Origin of the sequence: Ammoniphilus sp. YIM 78166, from assembly GCF_004522215.1 — a bacterium.
GTDB lineage: Bacteria > Bacillota > Bacilli > Aneurinibacillales > RAOX-1 > YIM-78166.
The window spans coordinates 684,474-707,634 of record NZ_SDLR01000004.1 but is presented as its reverse complement, the minus strand read 5'-3'; the positions used below and the strand labels follow the sequence as shown (position 1 = coordinate 707,634).

At 47.0% G+C, this 23,161-nt stretch carries 15 protein-coding genes, 1 pseudogene and 1 riboswitch; of the genes and pseudogenes, 4 read left to right on the top strand and 12 right to left on the bottom strand.

The window, feature by feature from the left end; genetic code table 11:
- Position 1 precedes the first annotated feature (1 nt).
- Positions 2–982 carry a phosphotransferase gene (locus tag EIZ58_RS20060; RefSeq protein WP_134702638.1) on the top strand — a complete coding sequence of 327 codons (981 nt, stop codon included), beginning with the start codon at positions 2–4 and terminating at the stop codon, positions 980–982.
- Positions 983–1,445: 463 nt separating this feature from the next.
- Here the strand turns inward: EIZ58_RS20060 and EIZ58_RS20055 are convergent, their stop codons facing one another.
- From EIZ58_RS20055 to EIZ58_RS20030, 6 genes are all read right to left on the bottom strand, one after another.
- The gene (locus EIZ58_RS20055; protein WP_240689219.1) at positions 1,446–2,717 is read right to left on the bottom strand and encodes a substrate-binding domain-containing protein; all 1,272 of its coding nucleotides are present in this window, start codon (positions 2,715–2,717) and stop codon (positions 1,446–1,448) included.
- Positions 2,718–2,780: 63 nt separating this feature from the next.
- Positions 2,781–4,253: a class I adenylate-forming enzyme family protein gene (locus tag EIZ58_RS20050; RefSeq protein ID WP_134702637.1), complete on the bottom strand. Its 1,473-nt coding sequence runs from the start codon at positions 4,251–4,253 to the stop codon at positions 2,781–2,783.
- 245 nt (positions 4,254–4,498) lie between these two features.
- The gene (locus tag EIZ58_RS20045; protein ID WP_167577814.1) at positions 4,499–5,128 is read right to left on the bottom strand and encodes a stalk domain-containing protein; all 630 of its coding nucleotides are present in this window, start codon (positions 5,126–5,128) and stop codon (positions 4,499–4,501) included.
- Between the two features lie 78 nt (positions 5,129–5,206).
- Positions 5,207–6,187, bottom strand: a complete 981-nt coding sequence (locus EIZ58_RS20040) for an ABC transporter permease (protein ID WP_134702635.1) — start codon at positions 6,185–6,187, stop codon at positions 5,207–5,209.
- A 1-nt stretch (position 6,188) separates the two neighbouring features.
- Positions 6,189–7,679: a sugar ABC transporter ATP-binding protein gene (locus tag EIZ58_RS20035; protein ID WP_134702634.1), complete on the bottom strand. Its 1,491-nt coding sequence runs from the start codon at positions 7,677–7,679 to the stop codon at positions 6,189–6,191.
- 68 nt (positions 7,680–7,747) lie between these two features.
- A complete protein-coding gene (locus EIZ58_RS20030) occupies positions 7,748–8,815 on the bottom strand; it encodes a sugar ABC transporter substrate-binding protein (protein WP_134702633.1) in 1,068 nt (355 codons plus the stop codon).
- 268 nt (positions 8,816–9,083) lie between these two features.
- Positions 9,084–9,193, bottom strand: a riboswitch (SAM riboswitch).
- A gap of 112 nt (positions 9,194–9,305) precedes the next feature.
- Here EIZ58_RS20030 and EIZ58_RS20025 point away from each other — a divergent pair.
- From EIZ58_RS20025 to EIZ58_RS20015, 3 genes are read left to right on the top strand one after another with little or no spacing between them, the layout of a single operon-like run.
- Positions 9,306–11,003: an acyl-CoA dehydrogenase family protein gene (locus tag EIZ58_RS20025; protein ID WP_167577813.1), complete on the top strand. Its 1,698-nt coding sequence runs from the start codon at positions 9,306–9,308 to the stop codon at positions 11,001–11,003.
- A 5-nt stretch (positions 11,004–11,008) separates the two neighbouring features.
- Positions 11,009–12,172, top strand: a complete 1,164-nt coding sequence (locus EIZ58_RS20020; RefSeq protein WP_134702631.1) for an SAM-dependent methyltransferase — start codon at positions 11,009–11,011, stop codon at positions 12,170–12,172.
- A gap of 56 nt (positions 12,173–12,228) precedes the next feature.
- On the top strand, positions 12,229–12,927 hold the full coding sequence (locus EIZ58_RS20015) for a hypothetical protein (protein ID WP_134702630.1): 699 nt from the start codon (positions 12,229–12,231) through the stop codon (positions 12,925–12,927).
- 50 nt (positions 12,928–12,977) lie between these two features.
- On the opposite strand, the gene EIZ58_RS34510 is transcribed toward EIZ58_RS20015, so the two are convergent.
- The 6 genes and pseudogenes from EIZ58_RS34510 to EIZ58_RS19990 form a co-directional block, all read right to left on the bottom strand.
- Positions 12,978–13,835, bottom strand: coding sequence for a cohesin domain-containing protein (locus EIZ58_RS34510; protein WP_255438365.1), 858 nt, complete (start codon positions 13,833–13,835; stop codon positions 12,978–12,980).
- Positions 13,836–13,886: 51 nt separating this feature from the next.
- Positions 13,887–15,635 (bottom strand): annotated as a pseudogene (gene ggt, locus EIZ58_RS34505) (gamma-glutamyltransferase); the annotation flags it as partial.
- 10 nt (positions 15,636–15,645) lie between these two features.
- A complete protein-coding gene (locus EIZ58_RS20005; RefSeq protein WP_134702628.1) occupies positions 15,646–16,278 on the bottom strand; it encodes a cohesin domain-containing protein in 633 nt (210 codons plus the stop codon).
- Positions 16,279–16,339: 61 nt separating this feature from the next.
- Positions 16,340–20,017 (bottom strand): gamma-glutamyltransferase, encoded by a 3,678-nt coding sequence (locus EIZ58_RS20000; protein ID WP_134702627.1) that lies wholly within the window; start codon positions 20,015–20,017, stop codon positions 16,340–16,342.
- Positions 20,018–20,052: 35 nt separating this feature from the next.
- The gene (locus EIZ58_RS19995; RefSeq protein ID WP_134702626.1) at positions 20,053–21,987 is read right to left on the bottom strand and encodes a TRAP transporter permease; all 1,935 of its coding nucleotides are present in this window, start codon (positions 21,985–21,987) and stop codon (positions 20,053–20,055) included.
- Between the two features lie 3 nt (positions 21,988–21,990).
- Entirely contained in the window at positions 21,991–23,028 is a 1,038-nt protein-coding gene (locus EIZ58_RS19990; RefSeq protein ID WP_134702625.1) for a TAXI family TRAP transporter solute-binding subunit, read from the bottom strand.
- Positions 23,029–23,161 lie beyond the last annotated feature (133 nt).

The following is a 23,161-nucleotide window of genomic DNA, read 5'->3' as shown; positions in this document are numbered from 1 at the left end:
TATGAATCTTAACATTATTCAATCACAATATCCTATTTGTCCAGATGCCAAGCTCCGTATCGGCAAGAGCGGGATGAACAACTCGACTTTCTATATACAAGATGGAGTATCCTCCTATGTACTAAGGCGCTATGAAGGCCATAAAGATGTAGATAAAGTAGGGTTTGAACATACGGTTCTCTTTGCCTTAGCGAGAGAATCCCTTCCCTTCCACACTCCCGTACCTATCCTAACCTGTGATGGGGCTTCCTACATGACCACGGAAGAGGAAAAACTAGTGAGCCTGTTCCCTTTCATCCCTGGTGATAATCCCACCTTCGCGGAGCCTGGGCAACTATTAGAATTTGGCCGAGGTACGGCTGTCTTGACGAAAGTTCTGTCCAGTGTAGAAGTAGACGCTAAGCCAGCTTATCCTCCCTATTATGAAATGGAAGTGACGAAAGAAGTACTAGAGTTTTGCAGCAACCCTCCCTTTCCTGAATTAGCTGGGGAGCTAGAGGAAATGGGCCGACAACTCCTAGATTTCTCCCGTCATGTTCCTACCCTGCGCTCACTGCCTCATCAGCTTATACATGGGGATTTGAACGCTTCTAATGTCTTGTATGACTCAGCTGGGAAGCTCACTGCCATTCTAGATTTTGAGTTTGTTACTTACGATCTTAGAGTCATGGAGCTGGCAGTTTGTCTATCGGACGTAACCAAGCCAGGAATGGATGATGAACTGCGTTGGTTGAAGATTGAGGCCTATCTACAAGGGTATGGGAGTGAACTGCGGCTTTCCCCGGAGGAAATCCAAGTCATTCCCTTGCTCATTCAGTTGCGACGACTCGACGTGTTTGTTCATTTTCTCGGCCGGTACTGGGATGGGGTGGATGAAATCGGCACCGTGAAAGCACAAATTCAGAGTACACGGGCGAGGACCCAATGGCTTGAGGCGAATCGGACTAAGTTGATGGAGATGTGCTATCGGTTGTTGGGCTAAGGGAAAACTTAACGCTGTTATTCCCTTATACCGAGTAAGTATCCGGGTAAGGGGCTCCGCCTACCTGGAATCATTATTGGTTTGGGAACAAGTGGCTGGGTTTCGTGATCAAAGTGGGCTGGGTATTTGGAATTGTACCAGGTACGTGACCAAACGGCATGTCTCCGTGACCATCGTCCCCTTTTCCGTGAGCAAAATCAAAATTTCGTGAGCATCTGATCCCAGACGCCAGTTATGGGGTTCAGGAACGGACAAGGATCATAAAAAAAAGCAGAATTTCTTAAAAAGGCAGCTTAAAATCAGAGATTCTAATCCCAAAGTTAGATTGCTCTTAGAAAAAGTAGACCTAAATCACTCCCAACCTCGAAAAACCTTCGCGAGGTCTTGGAATCATACGCGGACCCGGACCAAGCCCCTTGGAAAAAGAAGAAAGGCCCCCTTCCGGAGGCCTTTGCCTTTATTCCTACTTCTTATTCTGAATCGGCGGAACCGTCTCTTCTGGAGAAAGCTCGCGAATTAACGTTGGCACCAAGTAGTCTTTTCCTTCTTGCTTCTCAAGCTTAATGGCGTAAAGGGTTTGCAACGCTTGATGATCTTCTGCGCGGAACATCATTTTGCCTTTAGGTGTCTCAAATTCCATGCCTTCCATGGCGGAAATGAGTTTATCCGCTTCCGTAGAGCCCGCTTTCTTGATACCTTCTACGACGGCAATGGCAGAAGACATACCACCCGCGGTGAATAGGTCTGGCACACTGTTATATCGTTTCTGATGCTCTTCTTTTAAGAAATCATTGACCTTGTTGTTTGGCAACTCATGATAATAAACGGTGAAGCCTTCCATACCATCTAGGTTGTTCATCGTCTTCAACCCGGCAATATCAGGGGCCCCGGTAGAAATTTTGATTCCTTTTTCCGGAAGCTTCATGTCCATTAGGGTTTTCCAAGGTGCATTGGCACCAGACCAGATCACAAACACAAAGTCAGGTTTGGCCTCGACAATTTTTTGAACGTTCGCTGTAAAGTCCGTCGCTTTAGGATCAGCAAATTCTTCTAATACGATTTCTGCACCTAGCTCTTTGGCAATCTTAACAAAAGCAGCCGTTCCATCATGGCCAAACGCATAGTCTGGGGCTAAGGTTGCAATTTTTACCCCCGGCTTCGCGATCGCTGCTGCGCCAGCCGCTGCATCTTGAGAAGAGTTGCGCGCGGTGCGGAAGATGTGGCGGTTCCACTCCGATCCTGTAATACTATCGGCTACGGCCGGTTCAACGACCATGACCTTTTCAAATTCTTCAACCAGTGGCAAGATCGCTAACGTATCGGCTGAGCTCGCACTACCAACCAGGACATCCACGTTGTCTTGCTCCAATAACTTAGTCGCTTTCTGAACCGCGATATCCGGCTTCGTCTGCGTATCCTCTACCACAATTTCGATCTTGCGGCCGTCAATTTCTCGTGTTCCTCCTGTGGCGTAATCCAGACCAATCTCAAAACCGTTTAGCATCTGGTTGCCGTAGGCTTCCAATACACCTGTTTTGGAAGTTACGATCCCGATTTTAATCGGAGACTTATTTTCTGCTGCTGGTGCGCCCTGTTCCGCCGGTTTAGCATCCGTGGAACCGCTGCCGCCACTCGTGGTTTGACTTCCGCCTCCTCCGCATGCCGTTACCATCATCATGGATGTGGCTAAAATCCCAGTTAGAAAGCGATTTCTCATTTTCGAACGGATCATCATTTTTCTACCCCCACATAGAATTTGTTTGTTCCTACAGCTTATAGAATCCAAGTTACAGCCTAGTTACAGAAGCACTTGAAGATGATAGGCCATTTCCTTGCGGTCGATCTTGCCGATTGGCGTTTTCAGCAGCTCCTCCACAAAATAAACCTTTTTGGGAACCTTGTACTTTCCTAAGTGAGCAGAAACATAGTCCAGAACCTCACGCTCCAAAAGACTCATGCCCGCTTTCACCACAATCGCAGCCGTTACGACTTCCCCCCACTTCGGGTCAGGGAGTCCCAAAACCACCACTTCATGAACCGATGGATGCTGATCAAGCAAATGCTCGATTTCTTGGGGGTATACATTTTCCCCACCGGTAATAATCATATCCTTCTTCCGTCCCACGATATAATGGTAACCATCCTCATCCCGCTTGGCTAAATCTCCCGTTCTCAGCCAACCGTCCTGCTTCGCTTCTTGGGTCTCTTCTGGTTTATTAAAGTAGTGTTCAAACACATGATGACCCTGGATATACAGCTCTCCCACTTCATGAGGAGCTGCTTCCTCTCCGTTTTCTTTTACGATCTTCACCATAGAATGGAACATGGGCTTTCCGACTGAGCCTCTTTTCTTCTTAACATCCTCAGGATGGATAAAGAAATTATTGGGGCCCGCTTCCGTTAACCCATAGCCCTCCTTAAATCGGAGTCCTCGCTTCTCAAAAGGTTCATAGATGGAATGAGGACAAGGTGCTCCACCTGAGAGAAAGGTATGTACACTCTGAAAAGACGCCTTCTTAAAATCTTCTGTCGCAATCATCATATGATACATCGTGGGTACCAATAGGATAATGGTACATTGTTCTTTTTCAATGGTTTGTACGGCTTCTTCTGCTTGAAATTTACTTCCTATCACAACTTTACCACCCATATGTAAGATCGGGAGAGATAAAGCATTTAGGCCACCCGTGTGAAACATCGGGAGATACGTGACCGTAATATCATTCTCGGCTATGCCCCAGCTCACAATGGTGTTGACCGAATTCCAGAATACATTTTTATGGGAAAGCACGACTCCCTTCGGTCTTCCAGTCGTTCCCCCTGTGTAGATAATCAAATACGGATCTTGCAGGTCAATCGTTGCTCCGCTGAAGCCCGGTTCTCCTGAAAGATACGCTTCCACACTAACTATAGGAATCTTTGCTTGGATTCCTTCTTGTAACGAAGGATGGCAGAACAACAACTTTGGCTGACAATCTTCTAAAATATAATCGAGCTCCGAAGCCCCTAATCGGGTGTTCAGAGGTACAAACACCGCCCCTAATCTTCCACAAGCAAAAAGCAGCTCTAAACATGAAATATGATTAGGTGCGAGCAGCGCAACTCGTTCTCCTTTACCAATTCCATGATCTTGCAAAAAGCGCACCGCTTGCGCCACTCGCTGATCTAGCTCCCGATACGTCCAACGTCCCCCTGAATCCATCTCGACAACCGCTTCCTTATCAGGGGTCAAACGCGCCCTGCTGGATAGCCAATCCGTCTCCCAAATCATGATAGTCTCGCCCCACTTCTGAAAAAATTCGTCTGTATGATTAGTGTAAGGGAACGGAGTTTCAAGTGAGTTACAACGAAAAAAAGCCCACCACGAATGGCAGGCAAGACGAGAGAGAGGAGTTGAGAACTAAGTAATAGTTTCAACCATCTTATTTTTTCTTTATGCAACTTTAATGCCAAGTCAGACCCCTTGATCCTGCAAGCGTTTCACAGCAGAGTCTTCCACTTCCCCGGAATTCTTTCTCAAAACATGGAATCCACTTTCCCAGAATGCAAATCGACGTAATACCATCCTCGTGTGGCCGTATGGCTCCCCATAAGATCATAGACGTGAATCCCGTACTGAGTCCCCTCGAGATGATCAAACTCGACTACCGTCTTACTGCTTGCTCCGATTCCCAGTTGCTTTCGTATCCGTTCCTCGGCTTCTTTAACCGAGATCTTCCCCGCTTCTGTGATATACACCGCTTGATCCAACCCGATCCATTCCACCTTTGCACCAAGGGCTTCCGTAATCACACGAATGGGGGCTACTGTTCGTCCCTTCTCCAACTTCACAATGGCCGGTAACCGAATCGACTTTCCGTTCACCTGCATTCGATCAGAACCCGCCTGCAACGTTAACGTGGTACTCCCTTTAACAGCCGTTACCATTCTGGTTCGCTGATTCCAACTTACCTTTGCACCGACTGCCTCGGCTACCTCTCTTACAGGAGCCCATGCGATTCCGTCCTTCACATAGGCAACCTGTCCCGTTTCCAAAGATTTTCCGTTCCATTTTATATCCACTTGATGCGTCTCAGCTTGTCCAGCGAAAGAGACGAGCAGCCAAACCACGAATCCGATTACGAATGAAGTGCAGGTTTTATTCATATTGGTTGCCTCCGTTCTCATGTTCTATTAATAAATACCTATGCTAGAAATGAGAGACGTAGAACCCTTGTACTAGGTTTATGCTTTTCTTCTCCGCAACTGATAGTAAGTGACGGCCAAAGCCAAGACTAATACGGTTCCTTTGACAATATCATGCGCATAATAGGGAAGATTGAGCATGGTCATGCCATTTAATAGAACCCCGATTAATACAGCACCGAAAAAAGTACCAATGACATTTGGTTTACCTGCCCCGAACACGGAGTACCCAACGAAAGCAGCAGCCACAGCATCCATCAAGAGCGGCGCTCCTCCATCGACCTGTCCGGTTCCAATTCGGGCAGCCAGTAAAATTCCAGCCAAACCGCAGAATAACCCTGATAAGAGATAAGCCAGCGTACGATAACGTTCTACAGGAACACCGGATAAGCGTGCCGCCTCTGCGTTTCCGCCGGTAATATAAAGCAAGCGACCCTGGCGCGTGTAATTCAGGTAGACATGAACCACGATTACGGCCAATAACATCAACAACACCGGAACCGGGATCGAGGCCATTTGCCCTTGTCCTAGCCAAAGAAAGGATTCATTGAATTTTCCTGGAGCCGTTGATCCATCCGTCATGGGCATATTGGCATAAATGGAATACCCTTTGGTATAAGTTAAATGAATTCCCTTCACAATGTACAGAGTCGCTAGCGTGGCTAACAAATCTGGAATGCGAATCTTTACGATTAATAAAGAGTTGATCCATCCAATTAGCACGCTGAGCAGAATCGGCACCATGAGCGTGACCAACAACCCCTGTTCATACCAAATCATCATGGAGGAGGACACCACCGTGGCAAACGATACGATAGAGCCAACAGATAGGTCAAAGCCGTTTACAATCAAGGAAAACGTAACCCCAATCGCTACCAGCGTCACGATCGAGATAGAACGGAGAATATCCGCTAAGTTTCCGTAGGTAAAAAAGTACGGGTTTAACACACTAAAAAATACAATAACGAGTCCAATAACCGCTAACGTTCCATACTTGTAAATCCAATCCATCACCTTCATGCTATTTTCCTCCACTTGCATAATACATAATGTTTTCCTGGGTCGCTTTCTCGCGCGTCAACTCTTTGACAATCTGACCATCACACATCACTAAGATCCGATCCGCAATGCCCAAGATTTCTTGAAGCTCACTAGACAAATAGAGGATTCCTTTCCGCTGCTCAGCCAACTCGCCGATGAGCTTAAAGATATCCGTCTTCGCCCCGATGTCTACCCCTTTTGTCGGTTCATCAAACATGAAGACCTGGGCATCGGTATCCAACCACTTGCCAATGACCACTTTTTGCTGGTTTCCTCCGCTCAAATTGCCAACCAACTGGTGAATGCTTGGCGTTTTAATTCCTAATCGATCCACAAGTAGTCCCGATTTCGCCGCTTCCGAGCTCTGACGGACAAATCCGAACGAAGTAAACTGACGGAGACTAGCTAAGGTCAAATTGTTTCGTACAGACTCCTCCACCAGGATCCCTTCTTTTCGCCGCTCTTCCGGAACGAGCACTACGCCTTCCCGTACCGCGTCTGTGGGCTGGTGAATCGAAAGGCTTTTGCCGCGCAAAATCATCTCTCCTTCATCCCGTGGGTCCGCACCAAATAGCACCCTCGCTAATTCCGTTTTCCCCGCGCCAACCAGACCCGCAACAGCCACAATTTCTCCTTCTCGAATATGCAGATCGACTCCGCGGACTTTTTTACCGCTCTTGATTCCACGAACCTCAAACAGGGTGTCACCGACAGGAACGTGCTTTTTGGGGAACTCCTCCGAGAAAGATCTTCCTAACATATCAGCAATCACTTGATTGATACTCGTATCCCCCTTGGCTTTTGTTAAAACATGTTGGCCGTCTCGCATGACCGTTATGCGATCACAGACTTGAAAAATTTCTGGTAGGCGGTGAGAAATAAAGATCATGCCGACCTGCTGCTTTTTCAGTTGCTGCATCAAGGCAAATAGCTGATCCGCTTCCTTGACACTTAAAGGAGCCGTTGGCTCGTCAAAGATCACGTATTTCACGTCCTGAGCAATCGCCCGGGCGATGAGGACAATTTGCTTTTCGGAAAGAGTAAGCTCTTCTGCTTTTTTCCGAACCGGTATCTTAAACCCTAATCTAGCTAGAATTCCTTCCGCATCTCGGTAAAGGCTTGACCACTTGAAAAAGGAACCCTTACGATTAACCTGGCGGTCCAGCATAATATTTTCGGCTACGCTTAAGTAGGGAACAAGAGCAACATCCACTTCCTGATACACACACTGAATGCCATACTTCTTGGCATCTGCTGGAGTCGCTATTTCCACTTTGGACCCATCAACCAAGATGTCTCCCTCATCAGATGTATAAGCACCCGTTAAAATTTTCATTAACGTACTTTTCCCTGCCCCATTCGCTCCGAGCAAGGCGTGAATCTCTCCCGCCCGCAATTCAAAGTCCACGCCACGAAGAGCCGGAACACCTGAAAAGGATTTTTGGATTTGCTTCATCTCCAATTTGGCCATGCTCCATCCCTCCTTCATAAATAGAAGATTCCCGTTGATCACCTGCGATCGACGGGAATTCCCTTTTCTTATTTCTGGTTTTGAGCTTCAAGCTCTTTCATCCACTCTTCATATCCTTGTGTGCTTTCTCCCCAGCCCTTGATGTGCTTGGACAGATCCCCCATGGTTACTTTTTCCTTTGGCAATTCGTCGCGAGTGACCAAAATCGGATCAAGGGTTACTAGCTGTGGAGTTTCTTCCCCTTTGATCTTCTTATAAAGGAAGCGCACTTGAACGCGTCCAATGTCGGATGGATCTACCGCAGCTGAAGCTACCCACGGAGAGTTCGGATCTTGAATCATTTGTAAGTCTTCATCGCTTAAATCAATTCCATAAACCTTAATTTCTGTACGTCCGGCTTGCTGGATCGCACGAACGGCTCCTTTAGCAAATTCATCCCAAGAAGCCCAAACCGCTGTGATATCGCCTGGGTTCGGATACTTTTTCAAGATCGCTTCCATTTGCGCTTGCGTGTCTAACGCCGTATTCGCAGACGCACTTCCAAAAGCAGCTACTTCTTTAATCTCCGGGTACTTTTCTTGGAAAGCCTTATAAGCCACTTGACGACGCTCCATTGGAGCAAAACCAGCTACCCAAATTTTCACGATATTTCCTTTACCGCCAGCATCCGCTGCTAGCTTCTCTAGCGTGGATTCCGCCATTTTCACATCGCCTTGCTCCAACACGGTCACACCAGGGATATCCAAAGCGGCATCAAAAACGATGACTGGAATATTCTGCTCAACCGCTTTTTTCACGCCAGGAGTAAGAGCTTCCGGTGTACCATGGTCAATTAAAATTCCATCAAAACGCTGATTCACAGCAGCATCTAAATGAGAAGCCATCTTCGATAAATCATTATCTGCATTAAAGACGGTTACTTCCCCGCCAAACTTCTCCACTTGCTCTTTTACACCTGCCACATACTGCGAAGAGAAAGTTCCAATATTGAACTGCATGATTAAAGCCACTCGCTTTTTCGCTTCACCGCTGTTTGAACCCGCTTCCTGTGGCTTCGCACCGCCGCCGCAAGCCGTAACCACTAACGACAAGATCAAAACTAAAGATAAAAACAATGAAAACTTAGTCTTTTTCACTTGATGAACCCCCTAATTATTTATTTATGTAGAAATACCTGGTAGATCAGGTATAACTTAACGATGTTTTCACATCAACATACTATGAATTACAAAATCGAAAAGTTTGAAAAATCTCTATAGATTAGTCTATCTTCAAGATTCCGATTATTCAACTGGGTATTGATTCCTGAACGCCTCAGAACAAGGTGCCTCACCCCCCCCGCCCTAAACAAACAAAAAAACTTCTTCAATAAGAAGAAGTTTCATGGACATAGCATTCACCTTCATCTTATCTGCCAGAATCAGTTGATTCTGCTGGAATTGGCACCTTTTCATGCACGCATGAACGGTTGCCGGGTTTCACAGGGCCAGTCCCTCCACCTCTCTGGATAAGAAGTATTCAGTTCGTTGGTTAGATCTTACTAGAAAACATTTTTTCCGTCAATACTATTTTTTTTCTATCTTCCACATAAGATGTAATAATTTGTAGCTTACGGAGGATGCTATGTTGAATTACCAAAAATGGGGGTCAGGAAACGAGGTCAACTGGTTTAACGAAGATCCTCTCTTATTGCGATACACCAAACGCTACCTCTCGGATACGGTCTATTCCTTTGCTGAACCCAGGTTTCAGCAGACAGGAGCTTGGGCATCCGCAAGAATGGATCCCAGAGCGGCTTACACCGACCGCGACGGTGCTCCTAAGCTCATTCGATATAATCGCAGCGGTGAAGAAGTAAACCAGATTTGGTATAACGAGGGGTATCTTCAGACCGTAAGGGAAGGATATGGGACCGGAGTCGTATCTCTTCGCTATGATCGGAACGCCCCTCAACCCATACCTTTTATGGTAAACTCCACCTTGTTTTTTCTGCTTTCGCAAGCGGAAACCGGCTTTACCTGTCCTGTGATTCTCACCCAATCCGTTGCTTTCGTTCTAGAAAAGTTCGGAAGTGAGCAACAAAGGCAACAGTATCTGCACCGGCTTGGCAGCCATGATCCCAATCTGCTTATTCAAGGAGGAACCTTCCTTACCGAAATACAGGGAGGATCTGATGTCGGAGCTACCCAAACAATAGCTCGTAAGGAAAAAGATCATTACCTGTTAACCGGTGAAAAATGGTTTGCAAGCAATTGTGATGCAGAGGTCAGCTTGGTGCTGGCTCGTGTGAACCAGCGACCTGGCACAGGCGGTTTAGGACTCTTCCTTGTCCCGCGTGAACTTCCCGATGGAAAAAGAAACAACATATCTATCCGGCGTCTGAAGGATAAATTAGGCGTTCGGGCAGTTGCCAGCGGGGAACTGATTCTGCATGATGCCGTGGGTTATCTGATCGGAAAAGCAGAACACGGCTTCAAGTACATGGCTGAAGCCCTCAATGTTTCACGTTTGGGAACCGCCCTTGGAGGGTTAGCCATTGCACGACGAGCTTTCCTGGAAGCCTGCCTTTACACCGCCCAGCGCCGAGCTTTTGGCCAGACCGTCTTTCATTTTCCCTTAGTAAGAGAAGCGTTAGCTGATCTGATTACCCAAATAGAAGCAGGCTGGTCCGTTATCGCTCAAGCCATCACTCTTTTCGATGAGGTTCATACCTTTGGTCGATGCACCAGAGAAAAGCAGACCCTTTTACGTCTCTTGCTTTCTCTAGCGAAATACCGCTGCAGTGAGTTAGGGGTCACCACGGCCAAAGAAGCCCTCGAATTGCATGGGGGAAACGGCTATATAGAGGAATATGTCACCCCTCGCCTCCTGCGAGATGCAATTGTAAACCCGATTTGGGAAGGAACCTCCAACATCCAAGCTCTTGAAATCTTAAAGATCCTGCAAAAAGAAGGGTCTGGTTTCTTCATCCAACATCTGCACGAGACGCTGGACTCCATTACCATCGATCGACCACAGGCAGATCAACTCCGCACTCAAGTCAATCAACTGGATCAAGACCTCCTTCACATCCTAAAACAAGATCCCCTTACTCAAAACACCTGGTCCAAACATGCAGCTAACCAAATGTATGACCTTTTTGCCTCCGTACACCTGCTAGAAGAAGCCCAGTTTGATATAGTGACAACGAATGATTACCGTAGAACCTTAGTCCTTCATCGTTGGCTGAATCGAAAAACCCATTATCCACAGCCTCTCTCTGAAGAAGAATACCAAAGTCTTGTCTGCTTTGCGTGTTTTCATCCAAAAAGAAGGGTGGACTAAATCTTATGCAAAAACACCTGTTTCATCATTTTTTTAACCAATTGAAGCACGCATCGTTCAGCGTCCACTACTGGGATGGAACGGCGGATCACTATGGGGAAAAGCCAGCTAAATTTGAGATCCATTTCCTTGAGAAGCTTCCATTTGCAGAAATCCTGGCCAATCCCTCTGTTACCTTAGGGGAAGCGTATATGAATCGTAAAATGGAGATCAAAGGAAACCTTTACGAAGCCATGCTCTTGCTAGCCAAGAATGAAGCCGCCTTTCTGCCCTCATCCCTTACTCCGCTAAAAAAAATGGCAAGCAAATGGAGTCAGAAGAAAGAAGTCCAGTATCATTATGATCTAGGCAATTCCTTTTACTCGCTTTGGTTAGATCCTACGATGAGCTATTCTTGCGCATACTTTCACCATCCCGCTGATTCACTGGAAAAAGCCCAATTACAAAAAATCGATCACGTGTTGAAAAAGCTACAACTCAAACCCGGAGAAAAACTATTAGATATCGGTTGCGGATGGGGTTGGCTCATTATTCGCGCAGCCCAACAATACGGTGTTCAATCCATGGGAATCACACTGAGCAAAGAGCAGCATAAAAAAGTTCAAGAAAGAATTCGAGAGCTGGGGTTGGAAAAACAAGTGGAGGTCGCCCTCGTTGATTATCGAGATTTGGCGACGTCTGGGCGGCAATTTGACAAGATTTCCAGCGTAGGGATGTTCGAGCATGTCGGCCAAGCGCAATATCCCACTTTTATGCAAGCTGTTGGAAAACTGCTTAAAAACCAAGGCTTGATGCTTCTTCACACCATCACCAAGCCCTTGGAACACGCAAGTAATCCATGGATTACCAAACACATCTTCCCTGGGGGATACATTCCTTCCTTTCGAGAAGTGATCGCTCTTCTTCCCGAACACCATTTCCATCCCCTCGACGCCGAAAGCTTGCGCATCCATTACGCCATGACCATTGATCACTGGATTGAAGGTTTTGAAAAACAGATTGTACCCATCCGCAACCAATATGGTGAACGATTCATCCGGATGTGGCGACTTTACCTATACTCCTGTGCGGCCTCTTTTCGGGCAAGTGGACTTGATCTTCACCAGATTTTGTTTTCCAAAGGCTTAAATAATGATCTCCCTCTCACCAGGGCGCATCTTTACAAATAAATTTAGTTCTTGTCACTAGTCCCTCTCCCCCTTACAATCAGGAGGGGAGGGATATCATGCCGAAACTTCGACAAATTCAAACACCTTTAAACTATATTAAAATCCGATTACTACAAGATGAAACGACTAACAAATACTACATTAAATTTCCATTCCAGAGCGGGCGAGGCTCCCGGCTGCGGAACTTTGTCTTGCTATTATCCCTGATGGTGGCGGGAGGAGTGGGGACCGTATCCTATCAGTACGGCATGCAGTACGCCTCGGATAAAATGATCGATCAACTCGCCAAGCAAGTCTTAACCCAGGAAGAAGTAACCACCTTGTTGGAAGATCCAGAGGTAAAAAAGCTCGTTCAGGAGCAGCTTGCTCTCCAGGGCGTTACACCAGCTCCTCAAGCCGCTCCTACGGCACAGTCAACAACCGCAGAGCCAGCTCAACCTGTAAAGCCTAATCCCGTTTCACCTTCAGTGGAAAAACCAACCCCCGACCAAGCGGCCAAACCACAGGAGGCTGCACCTCAACGCGTTGGCTTTACTACCAAAGAAGAAGCTCTTCAATTTCTATTAACGAAGTTCTCAATGACAGAGCTCCGGCAGTTTGCTTCTCTCGCCCAGGGCGGACTTACAGGGGAGGAAAAAGAACAGATCAAGTCCACCCTTTTATCCAGGCTCACTCCGAATGAGTTCCATGCCTTGAAGGTTCTCGGGCTAGTCGAGCTGAGCAAGAATCCTCAGTATGCGGCACAGCTTAAATAATGAAAAAAAAGGGAACCTGGCATAGCGCCGAGTTCCCTTTTTCCCTTATCCTATTGATCGATACGATCCCATGCTACCTTACCGAAGTTCTTAGCAACAGGTACTAAATCAAACAGATCAATCTCATCGCCTTTCTTATTGACATCAAAGATTTCGTTGCTTGCTGTTACAGGCTTCTCAAATTCCTTGGCCATCAGGGTAATATCGACAATATCAATGGCTCCATCTTGATTGAAGTCCCCAACATAAAGGGCCAAAGATGGCATTTCAGCTTGTTCGCCAGATACAGCCACTTGAGCTCCCGCACGCAAGTATCCATCTTTAGCAATGGCCAATACATAGCTTCCAGCTGTTGTTGCCGAAAGACTATAGTCACCGTTACGGTCAGTAATGGTTTGCCCCAACACTTGCTGACCATTCATTAAGCGGACCGTAAACCCACTTAAATCGCTAAGCCCCTGGAAGGCAGGAGTTTGGATCTTCCCTTGGATCGATACCCCTCGAGTGATCTCAATAATCACAGGCTCGGCTTCAAATTCAATGCTTTCATTATTACTATTCAGCAATTGAATTTCTTCCACAATGGGCTGCAACTCTGCATTTCCTGTTACTCCTTCTTTCACTTGAAAACGAATCGTAGCCAATACGCCTTCGCCGTTTACCCCTTCAACATCCCCTACTTGTGCTGCCGTAAAAGAAATCAACCCTTGGTTTTGGTCCACTTCATTTTTTAACTGAATTCCTTTCAGCCAATCTCCCGGCAACACTTGAACCCCTTCTGTGTTTGGATCCATATCCACCGCCTCGAGCTTAGAAGCATCATATTGAAGGCGAACGGCAGCTCCGTATAAATCTTTCATATTCTGTAAAGAGATCCCTACATCAAAGGTACCTTGCGTCGATACAATACTTGGAGCATTTAGTCTTAACGTAGGAGCTAAGACGGGAGCGCTCGCCTTAATTCCTATAGCTGCTCCTTCACGTCGAGAATCGGCTGCACCATAAAAAATTCCCTTTTCATGATCAATTAGAATGCTTTGTACATTACCAACTACTTGAGCATTGGATTCGAACTTATGGCCTTTTGCGGTTAAAGCATTTCTCACATCGGCAGGCACGGCAAGCTCCCAACGGACATCTGAGGTATGAGTGTTGTAAATGCGAGGCTCTTCAATGGCTTGCTTCAATTCCATATCATGATCCAAGACATTTAAAATCACTTGAGTTACCGATGCCATAATCGTTGCACCGCCTGGTGATCCTACTGTCAGAATAGGCTTGCCGTCTCTAAACATGATCGTCGGAGACATACTGCTTAATGGTCTTTTGTTTGGCTCAACTTGATTGGCTCCGCCTGGTGTAGCATCAAAATCCGTGAGCTCATTATTCAACATTATTCCATAGCCAGGTACCATGATCCCTGTACCAAAAACTTGTTCTATCGTTGTTGTGTAAGCAACAACATTTCCCCATTTATCAGCTACAGTAAAATGGGTAGTCTGCCCAATTGGGTTTTCTTCTTGAGCTACAATGTCCATGGGCTGCGTGGCATTTTCATAAGGCCAAGGGTCTCCAGCCACACCCGTCTTAATCACATCATTCAGATTGATCAAAGCCTGACGCTGTTGAATATACTCAGGGTGCAGCATGCCCTTCATAGGTACATCAACATATTGGGGATCACCAATATAAGCTGCACGGTCTGCATAAGCAAGACGCATGGCATTTATTAATAAATGATATTTCTCTTCAGATCGAGGCCCATAATGACCAATATTAAATCCATCCAATAACTTTAGCAGCTGTAATACGGCAAGCCCTCCGGAACTTGGAGGAGGCATGGCAGCCACTCGTAATCCACGGTATTCATCCCATAATGGCTCATCTTCAGTAATGCTATAGTTTGCAAGGTCTTGGGCCGTCATGCTTCCGCCGTACTGCTGCACAACCTGAGCCATGGCTTGCCCAATTTCCCCCTTATAGAGGACATCCGATCCCTGTTGCTGAATAAGTTTCAAAGTCTTGGCTAAATCCTGCTGAATCAGCCAATCTCCTTTTTGGATCGTCACGCCATTGGGTACAAATACATTTTTAGCAACAGATTTTTCCAACTTTGTTTTATGGTCTCTAACGGCGTTGGCCAATTGATTATCCACTTCGAATCCTTCTTCCGCTAGTTTAATAGCAGGAGCAATCAATTCTGATAGCGGTTTAGTCCCCCACTTTTCAACTGCTCTTTCCAATCCTTTCAAAGTTCCCGGAACCCCTACCGCATTCCCATGCTGGGAACGCGTCGCAAACGGAATAATTCCTCCCGTTGGAGTTAGAAACATATCTGGCCTAGCCCCAGCTGGGGCTCGCTCACGGCTATTAAGGATGGATACATCATCGGCACTTTTATCGTATACCATCATAAAACCGCCGCCGCCAATTCCTGACATCATAGGCTCCACTACATTTAAGGCAAGCTGAACAGCAACAGCGGCATCCATCGCATTACCGCCTTGCCTTAATATCTCAGCTCCCACTTGGGTAGCCAGCGGCTGCGAGGTCACGACCATCCCTTCCGTTCCCGTATCTACCTCACTAAACTGGTCGTAAACGGAACCAGCAGCTTTTACGGAAAAAGAGTGCAGCGGGGTTAAAGACATCGCTAGGGTAAAGCTCGTTAAGACAGCAAACACTTTCCGCCATTTTAACTTACGCATAGAATTCCTCCTATTTCTTCACTTGAATGGATAAGGACTTGAAAGATCCTGGAGCTAAACTGATCATCTCAACATTCGAATTTAATAGAGTTTGAGACTTCAGCTCAATCTTACTGTTTCCTTTCGCTCCCGCTTTTGCCTTTACGGTAAAACTAAACAGCTCCGCTTGCTCAACCTTCGGACTTGTTCGGTCCCCTAGCAAAGAAGCAGCATACGCAATGGTACCATTGACATTATCTACACTTTGAATAACCGTGATGTGATTTCCATTTTTTAATGGCGAAACATCAGGCAAGACCACTCCCCCTACTACCTCAATCTCGTTTGGATCAAAGGTAAACTTCATCTGACCAGCATAAAGATCATCTGCCGTTACCTGAACAGTAACTCTAGTAGATTCCCCGTGTTTAAGAGTTTCCTTATCCGCCTTCAATTGAAGTGCTGCTTGATTGGCAAATGGGGGAGGGGTTGGAACAGCTCCTCCTGGCTGACCCGGTGTCGGCAGCTGAATATTGCCCCCCTTCGGCAGGGTAATTTCGGTGGGTCTGGCTTGAGTTGGAGCTGTTCCCACGGCAACCATGAGCGTACAAACCGCAAAGCCCATCATGAACATAGAACGCAGCCGATTTTGTTTTTTCTTCATTTGTACCTCCTTGTCAGTGGAGAAGAAGAATTTCGGTACCCGAAACTCTTCTTCCAATCTATTAATTAGACTCTACATTTAATAGCACAGGCAAGATATCATTTAGTCGAATATACCCATCTTGATTCAGATCATAGAGAACATATTCTCCAGTAGCCTGCTGTCCATAGGCTTTAGAAACCAACTCAATATCTAGCAAGTCAATATCGCCATCAGCATTAAAATCCCCATACTTCAAAAGGTGGTCCACATCACGAACCGAACCCGTTAATTGGATCGAAATCTCAGACTTTTTATACCCAGGAGCTGTAACAATAATAGAGGCGGCTCCCGTTCGCTCTGTTAGAATGGAGTATTGACCTGCCTGATTGGTAAAGCCTTCCCCTACTGCTTCCCCATCGATTAGAAGTTGAACCTTAAACCCGCTTAAATCGGATAAAGAGCGTCCTTTAGAGACCGAAATAGCTCCGGAAACACCAATCGATGCATCAAATTGACTTTCCACCATCGCGCTTCCCCCGCCGCGGCGAACGGGTTCAGCTACCGCCTGCACCTGTCCATCCGGCAAGAAGGCAATCGCGGTTACAGACCCAATCCCTTGAGCAAGCCCTGATGTTTCAAAGCCTTGGCCGCGCTGGCGAAGGGCTTGATAGTCAGGTGTTCCAACAAAAGCAGGCTCCACTGTTGTATTCCCGGATCTCAAGTTCCGCTGCGATAATCTTGGAGAAGCCACCGCATCAGGCAAGGTCATGCCGAAGTCTAAGTGATTGACAATCACCTGCAAAATCGTCGTAATAATCGTGGCGCTTCCCGGTGCTCCTGCCGTCATCACCGGCTTGCCATCCTTTAGGATGATCGTCGGAGACATACTGCTTAAATTTCTCATTTTTGGCTTTGGTGCATTCGGTTCTCCTGGTCCTGAGACCGATGGCACTCGTCCAGCCAATGCATCATTCAATAAAAATCCGTAGCCCGGCACTACCATTCCATTTCCGCCAATGGATACAATCGTGTTGGTGTACGCCACGATGTTTCCGTTTTTATCGGATACGGAGAGATGAATCGTTTCCGTATCAGCGTCTTTCTTTTCTACTGGCATCATCTCATCCGATTCAACTGTTACCGGCTCTTGTGGAACTTCTTCTTGAACTGGGGCCTCCACTACCTCTTGCGGAACCTCCAGTTCAACGGGTTCCACCACTTCCGGAACCTCTGGCTGAATCAAGAAGTTTAACGCGTTGATATCCCCCTCTAGATCCGGCTGCTGATCCAAGTTGGTCACAACCAAGTTCCCTAAGGAGAAAGACCCGCCCGCATCATTCTGCCATTCGAGCGAACTGATCATGAAACGACCTGGAGTTATCACATTTTGATCCGTGATCTGAATATCCCAAGAGGCAGGCTCTTCTTCGCTGTGCTTCCAGAACTTAGCTAGAATCTGATCATCTATTACTTTAAAGCGAAGCCATTGCCATTCCGTCGTACGCTCTCTCGTTATATCCTTCGGATAAGTAATTGCGTCCTGCCCTGTTTTGGTTTGCATCGTTCGGATCTGGTTACTTCCGGTACGAATCTCAATGCCATATCCGTTCGCTGGAGTGGTTGTCGTTCCCCATTGATCGGAGCGAAGCCAGAAGCGCAAGCGGCGATCTGCACCCAAATCATTAATTTTAAACGGAATGAGCAATTCACTGTTTAAAGCTGGATCCATCTGAGCTTCTGCCCGGCCGTAGGCCAACCTAACCCCTGGAAGTACAATCCGTCCCTGTCCTTCATAAACGTCCATTTTGACACCCGCATTGTTATTCCCGACTATAAACTTGGAAGGATCCCAAGCTGTACCGTTTACCCCTTCAAACTGGTAGGTAAAGTTTTCACCGCCAGGTCCAGGAATCGGGTTTGGAGTGCTGCCCTTTAGCTCTTTTACTTCAATGTCGCCGATCTGGAAGCTTCCGCCCCCTCCGCCGCCATCCTTAAATTCTAGAGCGCTCATCATGAAGTGGCCCTTGCCTGTGATATTGCCGTCGGTTAATTGAAGGTCCCAATCTTCTTGCTCAGTCTCTCCATCCTTCCATAGCTTGATGGATAACTCATCGCCTTTCACGCTATACCGAAGCCATTGCCAATCTGTTGAGCGTTGGCGGTCAATGACGCCAATCTCTGTCAAAGTTCCATTGATATACCGCAAGATGCGCACCTTATTATCCGTCGTGCGAATCTCTACGCCATAACCATTATGCGGGGTTGTGATATTATTCCAGCCATCCGTGCGAAGCCATAATCGCAAGCGGCGGTCTGCTCCCAACTGATCCATTTTGAAAGGAATTAAGAGTTCAGCATCAGCAATCGCTTCCATATGGGGTGTAACGCGACCGTATGAGTTTCGTCGATCTGCCAATGTGATGCGACCTTTGCCATCTACAATATCAAAGCTGGCATCTGAGCTTTTTTCGACTAAAAACTTGTTTTGGTCCCACTCACCTTGACCAGAAAAGCTATGAACAAACCCGCCTGTTTGCGGCTTAGGCTTAGGGGTAGGCCAGAGATCTGGGTTGGCATCATAAGGCCAAGGATTGCCTGGAGCTACTTTCCCAACAGAAGCCTTAGTCCCGATTTCGTACCGGCGCTCTTCGGCATAGCCCTTGGTAACCATTCCTTTAAAAGGTATCTCCGCATGAGCCGGATCCTGAAGATATTTATCTCGGTCAGCAAAAGCATAGCGAGAAGCTTCTATATAATAGTGAAGCGCTTCTTCTCGGGGAAGGCCTGCCATATCATAAGCTTCCAGTATGTTCAAAGCCTGGCCGATCGTAGTTCCTCCACTCGAGGAAGGCGGCATGCCGTAGACATCATAGCCGCGATAGTTGACTTTTACCGGATCGTACTCTATCACCTCGTAATCTTTCATATCTTCCTTCGGCAGGTTTCCTTTTAGAATGGGGAAGGAAGGATTCGCAACAACCGGTGGATTGTTGATGGTTTCTACAATAGCATCCGCGATTTCACCCTCATAGAACACTTCACTGCCGTGTTCTCCTAAGAGCCGATACGTTCTCGCCATGTCAGGATTCTTCAAGGTACTTCCAGCCGCAGGGACTCCCCCTGTTTCTGTCAGATAAATCTTGCGTGTAGATTCAAAGTTATTGAATCGATTGCGATTCTCTGTTACCTCGCGTACAAAGTTATCATCAATAATGAACCCTTCTTCCGCTATGCGGATGGCTGGTTCTAACACCTCTTTGAGCGTCATGGTCCCATGTTCCTTCAAAGCCTTTTCCCAAGCCTTTACCGCACCTGGAACCGCAAAGGCAGGTCCGCTCGATCCACGAATGGTGGAGGAGTACTCATTTCCGTTCCCATCCAAGAAGGAATGAGGGCCGAAGGTCGAGGGCGAAAGCTCTCGGTGATCATAGGTAACAAAACGCTTCTCGTCCGCCAAGTAGATCATCATCATTCCGCCCCCGCCCATTCCACCGGAGAAGGGTCGAGTGACCCCTTGTGCAGCCGCTGCGGCAATTGCGGCATCCACAGCATTCCCGCCCTTGCGGAGAATTTCCATCGCAGCGCGTGACGCTTCGGGATGTTCCGTTGCGGCTGCTCCGCCTGTACCCGTCGCCGTGGCGTGCTGTTCATACCACGGACTCGTGCTTGGACTAGCAAGCCCAGCGACAGGCAGTGAGAATAACATAGATAAAGCTAGATTTACACTAATCATTTTTCGCCATTTGCTCTTAACCACCGTTTTCCTCCCTTGTTGTATATAGTGCTTACTATCTACGACACTTGTGTGTCTACCGTTCGATCTTCCTTTTTATTTTTCTTTGCCCACTGCCAAGCAAATAGGACGAGCAATCCTCCAAACCCTAAGGTATCTGTCACAGCCCCTGGAACAATCAAGGTTAAACCTGCTGCTGCACTAATCATCCGTTCCCACCATGTCAGTGGATGAAGCCAGTAGCCAATAATCGCTACACTTAATCCCAACATTCCTGCCAAGGCCGTTAGGATGGAGAATGCGGACTCACCGAAGGTTGAATCGATGAGTAAGAGCTCCGGAGACATGACGAAAATATAAGGAATAATGAACGCGCCAATTGCTAACTTGGCCGAACTAAAGCCGGTCTTAATGGGTCCACTTTTCGCTATACCCGAGGCTGCAAACGCCGCCAAAGCAACTGGAGGTGTAATGTCCGCTAGGATACCAAAATAGAAAGTGAACATATGAGCCGCTAAGGCCGGTTTCCCCAAGGCGATGATCGCAGGTGCCGCTATGGTTGACGTAATAATGTAGTTTGCCGTTGTCGGCGTTCCCATCCCCAATAGCAGGGATGCGATCATGGTTAAGAACAGGGTAAGCAGGATAATTCCGCCTGATAAAGAAAGTAAACCATTGGCAAACTTCAGTCCCACACCGGTAAGGGTCACAACCCCTACAATAATCCCTGCTGTAGCGGTAGCAGCCGCAACGCCCAAAGCCGATCTTGCCCCTTGCTCAAATGCTTGAATAATATCGGTAAAAGACATCCTTGTTTCTTTACGGATTGCCCCAACAAGAATGGTAGTTACGATTCCATAAAGAGCCGCTCGTACAGGCGACACACCCATCATAAGAAAAGCAATTATCGCAATGATGGGAAGGAGCAAGTAAGATTTCTTGGCCACTTCCTTTTTATCGGGAAGCTCTTCTTGACTTAGTCCTCGAAGCCCTAAACGTTTAGCCTCTAGATGGACCATCAGCCATATTCCTGTAAAGTAGAGCACCGCAGGAATCGCTGCAGCCTTCGCAATCTCCCAATAGGAGATTCCTGTGAATTCAGCCATCAAAAAGGCTGCCGCTCCCATAATCGGCGGCATTAATTGGCCTCCTGTAGAAGCTGCTGCTTCGACTCCTCCAGCGAACTCTTTCTTATATCCCAAGCGCTTCATCATAGGAATGGTAAACGAGCCTGAGGTCACCACATTCGCCACAGAGCTTCCGCTGATGGTTCCTTGCAGCGCACTGGAAAAAACAGCTACTTTAGCTGGTCCCCCAATCCTTCTCCCAGAAATGGCCATGGCCAAGTCATTAAAATAAGCACCTACTCCCGTTTTCTGCAAGAACGCACCAAACAGCAGGAATAGGAAGATGAAGGTGGCCGAAACACTCAGCGGAGTTCCAAAAATCCCTTCCAGTGTAAAGTACATATGACCGATTAAGCGTTCTAGAGATACCCCCCGATGGGTAAAGAATCCTGGCAAGTGGTTGCCATAGAGCGCGTAGAGCATAAACACGACAGCTATCACCACAATCGGAACTCCTACGACCCTGCGAGTAGCCTCCAATACTAAGAGGATGACGATGCCTCCGATAAGGAAATCCATCTTGTTGAAATTTCCTATTCTCGAGATAATCTGTTCGAAGTTATACAGCCAATATAAGCTTGTTCCCACGGATAAGAGGGAAAGTAACCCATCTGTCAGAGCTACTTTAGACCGATCCCCCTTCTTCGTCGCCGGAAAAAGCAAGAAAATAAGGCCTAAGGCAAAAGCTAAGTGAATGGAGCGATGAATCTGGGCTGGCGGAGGCGGAAAGATCGATGCATACAGCTGATAGATGGAAAAGCCCACCGCCAAGAAGGTGACCAACCAGCCCATTTTTCCTTTTAAATTTCGATAAGTGGATTCTTTATCATACTTCTTTAACAATTCTTCATCGACTTGTGCTGTCATATTCTATTTCTTAATCCCTTTTTCTTCAAAATATTTTGCTGCACCAGGATGAACCTTCAAGCTAACTCCCTGTAATGCCTCATCTAGCTTGATTTCCCCTGCTTTTGCATGAACGGTTTTCATCTGCTCCAAGTTCTCGTATAAAGCCTTGGTCATCTCATACACCACTTCTTCATCAAGCTCTGCTCTTGTCACTAATTGGGCTTTCACTGCTACCGTGTTAATCGCTTGGTCAAAACCAGGGTAGGTTCCTGCATCAATCCCTTGCTTCGCATAATAAGGGTATTTGGACACGATTTTATTGATCTGCTCATCTGTCATCCCAAGTACACGTACCCCTTTAGTCGCCGCCAGTTCATTTACGGCAGCTGTTGGTGTTCCTGCTGTGACAAACGCCGCATCAAGTGTTCCATCCTGAATGAAGCTCGCCGATTCACCAAAGGCTAGACGATCGGTTTTTCCTAGATCCTCAAAGGATAATCCGTGCATTTCAAGGATCTGCATCGCGTTTGCTTCCGTCCCGCTACCCGGAGCTCCTACGGAAACACGCTTTCCCTTTAAGTCTTCAACGGTTTGGATGGCACTGTCCTTCGCTACGATGATTTGCACGGTTTCACTGTACAAAGAAGCGATCGCATTGATGTTTCCGATGGCTCCCCCTTCTTTGAACATCACCGTCCCATTCGCTGCGTAATCGGCGATATCCCCTTGGGTAAAGGCCAAATCCACCTGCCCATCTTTGAGAAGCCTCATATTTTCAACTGAAGCTCCTGTACTCTGAGCTGATGCTTGAATTCCGGCTTTATCCGAAATGATCTGAGCTAAGCCTCCCCCTAGCGGATAGTAAGTCCCTGATGTACCTCCCGTCGCGATAATAACTGAGCTTGGAACTTCACCCTTTGGCTGTTCTTGCTTTGCTTCCTCAGGTTTTGGAGCGGGTGCCGGCGCTGCTTGATTTCCTCCTCCGCCACCGCAAGCAGTTACAATTGCTGCAATCGTTAAAGGCATCATCAATGTGGAAAGCCATTTTCTTTTCTTCATCCGTTTTACCCCCTTATCTTTTTAGGCCAAGTTCACCACCCTTGAAATTTTTCCTCCTTTCCTCCGAATGCGTCAAACTTTGGTGGGGTTTGGCTTTGTTGTTATAAAACTATCACAAATTTCGTCAAAAATG